Annotated in this window: 7 protein-coding genes; 6 read left to right on the top strand and 1 reads right to left on the bottom strand. The window is 62.1% G+C overall.

Annotation, left to right across the window (positions count from 1 at the left end):
- The 6 genes from AC1DUU_RS18920 to AC1DUU_RS18895 all read left to right on the top strand — a co-directional run.
- Positions 1 to 627, top strand: a 627-nt coding sequence (locus tag AC1DUU_RS18920; RefSeq protein ID WP_476784942.1) for an ABC transporter permease, incomplete at its 5' end; no start/stop codon positions are given.
- Between the two features lie 5 nt (positions 628 to 632).
- A complete protein-coding gene (locus AC1DUU_RS18915; protein WP_476784941.1) occupies positions 633 to 2,261 on the top strand; it encodes a dipeptide ABC transporter ATP-binding protein in 1,629 nt (542 codons plus the stop codon).
- Between the two features lies 1 nt (position 2,262).
- Positions 2,263 to 2,550: a UxaA family hydrolase gene (locus tag AC1DUU_RS18910; protein ID WP_476784940.1), complete on the top strand. Its 288-nt coding sequence runs from the start codon at positions 2,263 to 2,265 to the stop codon at positions 2,548 to 2,550.
- An 18-nt stretch (positions 2,551 to 2,568) separates the two neighbouring features.
- Positions 2,569 to 3,777 (top strand): UxaA family hydrolase, encoded by a 1,209-nt coding sequence (locus AC1DUU_RS18905; RefSeq protein WP_476784939.1) that lies wholly within the window; start codon positions 2,569 to 2,571, stop codon positions 3,775 to 3,777.
- Positions 3,774 to 4,586: a sugar phosphate isomerase/epimerase family protein gene (locus AC1DUU_RS18900; protein WP_476784938.1), complete on the top strand. Its 813-nt coding sequence runs from the start codon at positions 3,774 to 3,776 to the stop codon at positions 4,584 to 4,586. The genes AC1DUU_RS18905 and AC1DUU_RS18900 overlap by 4 nt, the downstream gene beginning before the upstream one ends.
- An 18-nt stretch (positions 4,587 to 4,604) precedes the next feature.
- The gene (locus tag AC1DUU_RS18895; RefSeq protein WP_476784937.1) at positions 4,605 to 5,357 is read left to right on the top strand and encodes a fumarylacetoacetate hydrolase family protein; all 753 of its coding nucleotides are present in this window, start codon (positions 4,605 to 4,607) and stop codon (positions 5,355 to 5,357) included.
- Between the two features lie 35 nt (positions 5,358 to 5,392).
- Here AC1DUU_RS18895 and AC1DUU_RS18890 read toward each other — a convergent pair.
- Positions 5,393 to 7,027 (bottom strand): PucR family transcriptional regulator (locus AC1DUU_RS18890; RefSeq protein WP_476784936.1); only part of this gene is annotated, 1,635 nt, incomplete at its 5' end.

Here is a 7,027-nt window from a genome sequence, read left to right as displayed (position 1 = left end):
GGCCTGGTGTGGGGCGGCCGGGTCTCGCTGCTGATCGGGCTGGTCTCGACGGTTGTTTCGGTCTTCATTGGTGTCGTCATAGGCGCAATCGCCGGCTATGGCGGCGGCCACGTCGACAGCGCGCTGATGCGCTTCACCGAGATATTCCAGGTGGTGCCAAGCTTCGCGCTGGCGCTGGTTCTTGTCGCCGTCCTGCAACCTTCCGTGGGCTCCATCGTCATGGCGATCGGCATCGTCTCCTGGCCGCCGGTAGCGCGCCTCGTGCGTGCGGAATTCCTGTCACTGCGCAGCCGGGATTTTGTGCTGGCAGCCAAGCTTCAGGGCCAAAGCGCGCTCGCCATCATGTTCCGGCAGATTCTGCCCAACGTGGCGTCTCCCATCATCGTCATGGGCTCTCTGATGGTGGCGACCGCCATCCTGCTGGAGTCGAGCCTCAGCTTCCTCGGCCTTGGTGATCCCAACCAGATGAGCTGGGGCTTCATGATCGGCGCCTCGCGTACAGTTCTGCGCCAGGCGTGGTGGATGGCAACCTTCCCGGGGCTTGCCATCGCCACAACCGTCCTAGTCCTGAACGTGTTGGGCGAAGCGCTCAATGACGCTCTCAATATCCATTCGCGCAACAGGTGAAGGCCATGTCGAGCGACGCCACTCCATTGCTCAGAGTCCAGGGGCTCGACATTTCGCTGCCCAAGGGCTCGGATCGAGAATTTGCAGTCTCAGGGGCATCCTTCAACCTCATGCCGGGCCGCACCGTCTGCATTGTGGGCGAGTCCGGCTCCGGCAAATCCACTGTTGCCGATGCCATCATGGGTCTGCTGCCACGTCCGCATCTGGAGGCGAAAGCCGGGTCGATCCATTTCGGTGACCTCGATCTTCTCAAACTCGACGAGGCGGGAATGCGCGCCTTGCGCGGACGCGAGATCGGCATGGTCTTCCAGGAGCCGATGGCCGCCTTGAACCCACTGATGAAGATCGGGGCACAGCTGGAAGAKGTGCTGGAAGTCCACTTATCCCTGTCCGCCGCCGAACGTCGCCGCCGTGCCCTTGTCGCCTTGAGTGACGTTGGGTTGCCACGGGTGGAAGAGCTCTTTGAGAGCTACCCTTTCCGTCTCTCGGGCGGGCAGCGCCAGCGCGTGGTGATTGCCTGCGCGATGATGCTGGAGCCGCGCCTGCTGATCTGCGATGAGCCAACCACCGCGCTGGATGTCACAACCCAGGCACAGATCCTCAAGCTGATCGCTTCGTTGCGCGAGCGGCGCGGAACCGGCGTGCTCTTCATCACCCATGATTTCGGCGTGGTCTCCGAGATCGCCGACGATGTGATCGTCATGCGCAATGGCCGCATCGAGGAACAGGGTCCGGCGCGCGAGGTGCTGAGCAACCCCGCCTCCGGCTACACCCGCCAGCTCATCGAGGCCATTCCCACCGGAACGGCCGCGCCTCGCGCCGAGAATTCGGCCAGGCCACTGCTTGAAGTCAAAGACCTCGAGCGAACCTACTTCCTGACGTCTGGGCTGTTCAAGGCGCCACGCAAGCTGGAAGCCCTGAAGGGTGTCAGCTTCACGCTCGAGCGGGGCTCGACACTCGGGATCGTCGGCGAATCCGGCTCCGGTAAATCCACGCTGGGACGCTGCGTGGTCGGGCTGGAAGCACCTGACGAAGGCAGCCTCGTCTTTGCCGACGATGAGCTGAACCGTCACCGCGCGGTCAAGGGCCATCGTGGCGGACGTGTGCAGATGATCTTCCAGGACCCCTTCTCGTCGCTCAATCCGAAGATGAGCATCGGGCAGTCCATCGCCATCGGTCCCATGACGCAGGGCGTTCCACGCGATGCAGCCTGGCGCCGTGCCCGCGAACTGCTTGAACTTGTCAGCATCAAGCCAGATGCGGCCAACCGCTATCCGCATGAGTTTTCTGGCGGACAACGCCAGCGCGTTGGCATCGCCAGAGCGCTGGCGATGGACCCGGTGCTCATCGTCGCGGATGAACCCGTGTCGGCGCTCGATGTTTCGGTTCAGGCGCAGGTGCTCGACCTGTTCGAGGAACTTCAGAAGAAACTCGATTTCGCCATGCTCTTCATCACCCACGACCTCAGGGTCGCAGCGCGGATGTGTGATCGCATCGCTGTGATGCAGCACGGGCAGATCGTCGAGACCGGAACAGGCTCGCAGGTACTGTCCTCCCCGCGTCACGACTACACCAAGCAGCTTCTGGCTGCGATTCCGACCCTTTTCAACGAAGCTTCAATGGAGATGTCCTGAGATGCCCGTAACGGCAATTCTTATCCGCACGCAGGATCATGTCGCGACGCTGACCGGGGCGGTCGCGGCCGGCGATGCCGTCTTGATCACCGGACAGGGGAAAACCCGCGAGATCATCGCACGCAACGACATGCCGGCGGGCCACAAGCTGGCAATCCGGCCGATCCAGGAACACGAGCAAATCCTGAAATACGGCGAGGTCATCGGCGAAGCGACAACGGACATAGCCGAGGGTGGTCATGTTCACACGCACAACTGCTGGGGCGTGAAGGCCCGGCGCCATTCATAGGCTGAAAGGAGCACTGTTATGAAGTTCCAAGGCTATCGACGGCCAGACGGCCGCATCGGCATCCGAAACCATGTGCTGGTCATTCCTACAGTGGCCTGCGTCAACCGTGTCGCGATGGACATTTCCAACCGCACCGGCGCCGCGACATTCATGCATCCCTATGGCTGTACCTTCGATGCGGAGGAGAACCGGACCACAGAGGAGGCCTTTATCGGCCACGGCCTGCACCCGAATGTTGGTGCGGTGCTGGTGGTAAGCCTCGGCTGCGAAACGGCATCCGGTTCGAAAGTGTTCGACGCCATCAAGGCATCGGGGCGACCGGTCGAGCGCCTGGTCGTTCAGAAAGCCGGTGGTTCGCGCACGACCTCYGACGCCGGCGTAAAGATCGTGGAACACATGAAGGCCGAAATGGCGGCGCAGCCGACGGACGAAGGCGATCTTTCCGAACTCATCATTGCACTCGAATGTGGCTCTTCGGATGCCTTCTCCGGGCTCACGGCCAACCCCGCCGTGGGCGAGGCCGCCGACATCATCGTCGACGCAGGTGGCACGGTCATCCTCTCGGAGCTCACCGAAATGGTCGGCGCCGAAAGCGTCCTTTATCGCCGCTGCAAGACGCCCGAGGTGCGCGACGAACTCATGCGCCGCATCAAGGCCTACGAGATCGAGCTGTCGATGACTACCGAGGACGACAGCGGCGTGTTCATCTCGCCCGGAAATATAGAGGGTGGGCTGACGACAATCGAGGAGAAATCACTCGGCTGCATATACAAGGCCGGCACCCGCCCGATCACCGAGGTGGTCGACTACGGCCAGCAACCTCATGAGAAGGGTGTCATCATCATGGATACGCCCGGCTACGACATTTCGTCAGTGACCGGCAAGATTATCGGTGGCGCCCATATGGTGCTCTTCACCACCGGAAAGGGCACGCCTTCGGGGTCGGCCATCGCCCCCGTTCTGAAGGTAAGCTCCAACAACCGCGTATTCCGCGAGATGCCCGACGACATCGACATCAGCGCAGGCGACATCCTGGCAGGCACGAAGTCGCTGCGCCAGGTCGGGGAGGAACTGGTCGATCTCGTGTTGCGCACTGCGCGCGGCGAAAAAGGCAAGGCCGAGTATTTCCAGATACAGGAGTTCGCCATTCCCAATGTCAGCGTGTTGCGTAAGGAAGTGATCCATGCGGAGATGGTCAAGCGCAACGACTTGAGTTTCATGCAATGAAGCTCGCCTATATGTACGCCACTCCGGAGGTGACGCCGGCACAGGTCACCGCAATACAGGGCGACGCTTCGGCCTGTTTCGCCCGAATCCGCGAACTGGGTTATGACGGCGTCGAACTCCTCGTGCGCGATCCGCGCGCTCTCGATCATGGCTTGATCGAGCGTCAGCTTGCAGATGCGGGCCTCGCCATGCCGGCCATCTGCACTGGTGAGGTCTACGGCGAGGACAAGCTCTCCCTTGCCGATCCCGACCCGGCACGCCGGGCCGAGACGCTGGAACGAATGATCGCCGCCATGGACTTGGCTGCACGCTTCGGTGCCATGGTCAATGTCGGGCGCATGCGCGGTCGCTATCTCGACGGGATCGCGCGCGGCCAGACCGAAGCGTGGGTCGTCGAGGGGATGCAGGCGGCCGCGGACGCGCGCCCCGATACCCGCATTGTTCTGGAGCCCGTCAACCATCAATATGCAAACTTCCTGATGGGTACGGCCGAAGCCGTGCGCTTTGTGCGCCGCCTTGAGCGGGCGAACATCGGCCTGATGCTCGATCTGGCCCACATCACCATCGAAGGGGAAGTGCACCGCGACAGCCTCCGGGAGGCTGGCGACCTGTTCTGGCACTACCATGTCTGCGACAGCGACCGCCGGGCCGTCGGCCATGGCGACTGGGATATCGCCGCCGCCCTGAACGATCTCGACGCGATCGGCTACGACGGCTGGACCACCGCTGAGCATTTCCAGGTTCCCGACGCCGAAGCGGCAATGGCGCAGTCCATCCGCTGGCTGAATGGACATTACGACAAGCACTGACCCACACAGGACATAGTCATGAAGATCGTACGCTTTGCCCAAAACAACGCCGAGCATTGGGGCCTGCTCGACAACGAAGGGGTGCGCACCCTGCCCGACGGTCCCTTCGGCGAGATTGTGCCGTCGGCGGATGTCCTGCCGCTTGCTGCGGTCAAGCTTCTTGCTCCGGTGAAGCCTGGTAAACTAGTCTGCGTCGGGCTCAACTACGTCCTGCACGCACGTGAATCCGGCCTGCCGCTCCCCGACGAACCGATGCTGTTCATGTGCTCGCCGCAGGCGATCATCGGCCCCGGCGAGGCAATCGTTTTGGACAGYCACGAGCAGCGCGTCGAGTTCGAGGCCGAGCTTGCGATTGTTATCAAGAAACGTGCCCGCAACGTTCCGGCAGCCGAAGCGGCATCGGTCGTTTTGGGCTACACCTGCGCCAACGACGTTTCGAACCGTAACCTCCAGCTCAAGGACAAGCAGTTCACGCGGGCCAAGTCGTTCGATACCTACAAGCCCATGGGACCATGGATCGAAACGGATCTGAACCCTGATGACCAGAGCATCCGTCTCCTCCAGAACGGGGTAGTCAGGCAGGACTCGACCRCGGCTGACATGATTTTCTCGACGTCCTTCATCATCGAGTTCGTCAGCTCGATCATGACGCTGGAGCCGGGCGACGTCATCATCACCGGAACCCCTTCGGGCGTCAGCCCCATGCAGTCTGGCGACCGGATCGAGGTCGAGATCTCGGGCATCGGAATGCTGAAAAACATCGTCCAATGAACCCAGCGCGGAGGGCTAGCAGAAAGGTTTCTGCTTCAGCCCTCTGCGTTCGTCAGCATAGGAAGAAGCTGCAGTGCCACGTAAAGGCGAAGCCGCGTATCGGTCCTGAAATCGGTCAGCCCGAGCGCCGAACGGCATCGCTCCAGCCTCTGGCGAACCGTGTTGACATGCAGGCCCAGAAGCTCCGCGGTCCGAGGCATGCTTTCATCTTCCCGCAGCCATACCTTCAGCGTCTCCATGAGCGTCGCTCCCTGCTCGCCCATGGCCAGCAGCGGATCGAGCAGTCGCAGGAAGCCAGGGCGGCTTTCCTCGATGACAGAGGGATGGGCGAGCAGCCGCAGCAGCAGCATGTCCTCATGCCGGCTGATGCGATTGAAGCCGTTCAGCCTGATGCCGAAAGTCATTGCTTGCCTGGCCTCACGCCGCAGGACAGCCGCCTCGGACAGGTCCGCCGGTCCCGACTGGCCAAGACCATAGAGAAGGCCACGAGCGTGTTCCAGTTGCCGCTCGAAAACCTGATGCAGTTCGCGCAGCACAGCCTCGCAGGAACGGGGATCGGCTCCTGGCACCGGCACGGCAATGACGTACTCGCTGCCATCTTCTTCCTCGAGCAACAACGCCTTGTGGCGCCGCGAAAACTGGCGCAGGCGCAGCCTGAACAGTGCGGCATCGAGCGTATCGGCATCAAAAATGCGGGCAACCACCGCATGCCATCCATTTGCCGGCGGCAGAGCCTTGGCAATGAGAACATTCCTGGCTTCGCGCGAAAGCATCGGATCAAGCAGATCGCCGAGCAGTTTCGCGTTGCTTGCAAGATTGGCGCGCGTGCCGGCGTTAGCGTCCACCAGCGTCTGCAGGAGATGTACGGAGAGGCGCAAGCACTCGAGATCGGGCTCGGAAGCGGTCAGTTCGCGCTCGATGACAGCTACCATGCCGCCGCCGTCCGCCCCCATTCCCGAACGCGCCACCACGACCTTTGTGCCAGCGACCGTCATGCGCAGAGGTACGTCGTCCGGCTGGGCGCCCGTCGCCGCACCCTCGATGAGGGCTTCCGCCAGCATTTCGGCCTCTGCCGCCGCGACCCCCCGACTTTCGAGCTGCAAGCCCGCTTCATTTTCAAGGGCAAGGACCAGCGGCAGATTGATGAAGCCGGCCACCAGTTCGAACAGCTCGCGCAGCGAGCCAATGCCCGACTGATGCTGCGAAAATGCGCGGTAGATGGCGCTGAGGTAAGCCGCTTCCTTGCCCTGTTGCTGACCGCCATGGGAAAATACCCTGCCGATGAGATCGCTCCACGCCAGCGGCCCCGGCAGGGAAATGATCGGAAATCCAAGCTCCTCGGCACGGCGGTACGCGTTGTCGGGAAATTCGCGCAGGTACCTCGTCAGCTTGACGCCAAGACCTGCGGCATTGCGCGCTGCAAGCTGTTCGATCAAGACAACGAGCGCATCCGGGCTTTGCTGGACCGGGTAGGTGCTGGTCACRACGAATTCGTGCGGCTTTACCCAGTTCACCGCATCAGGAGCGTCGATAACGGTAACCGACCGGACATCGACGGCCAAAGAGCCTGTGCCGGCTATGACCGTGTGGCCGGAGAGGATTTCCCAATCCAGTATTTCGCGCAGGCTCAGCATGGAGCCTCGGGAGGGATTACTTCGGGCGTACGCGCC

It is taken from the genome of Aminobacter sp. P4_H6_2 (assembly GCF_056400805.1).
The sequence above is the reverse complement of the archived record's forward strand: the minus strand, read 5'-3'. Positions and strand labels throughout refer to the sequence as shown.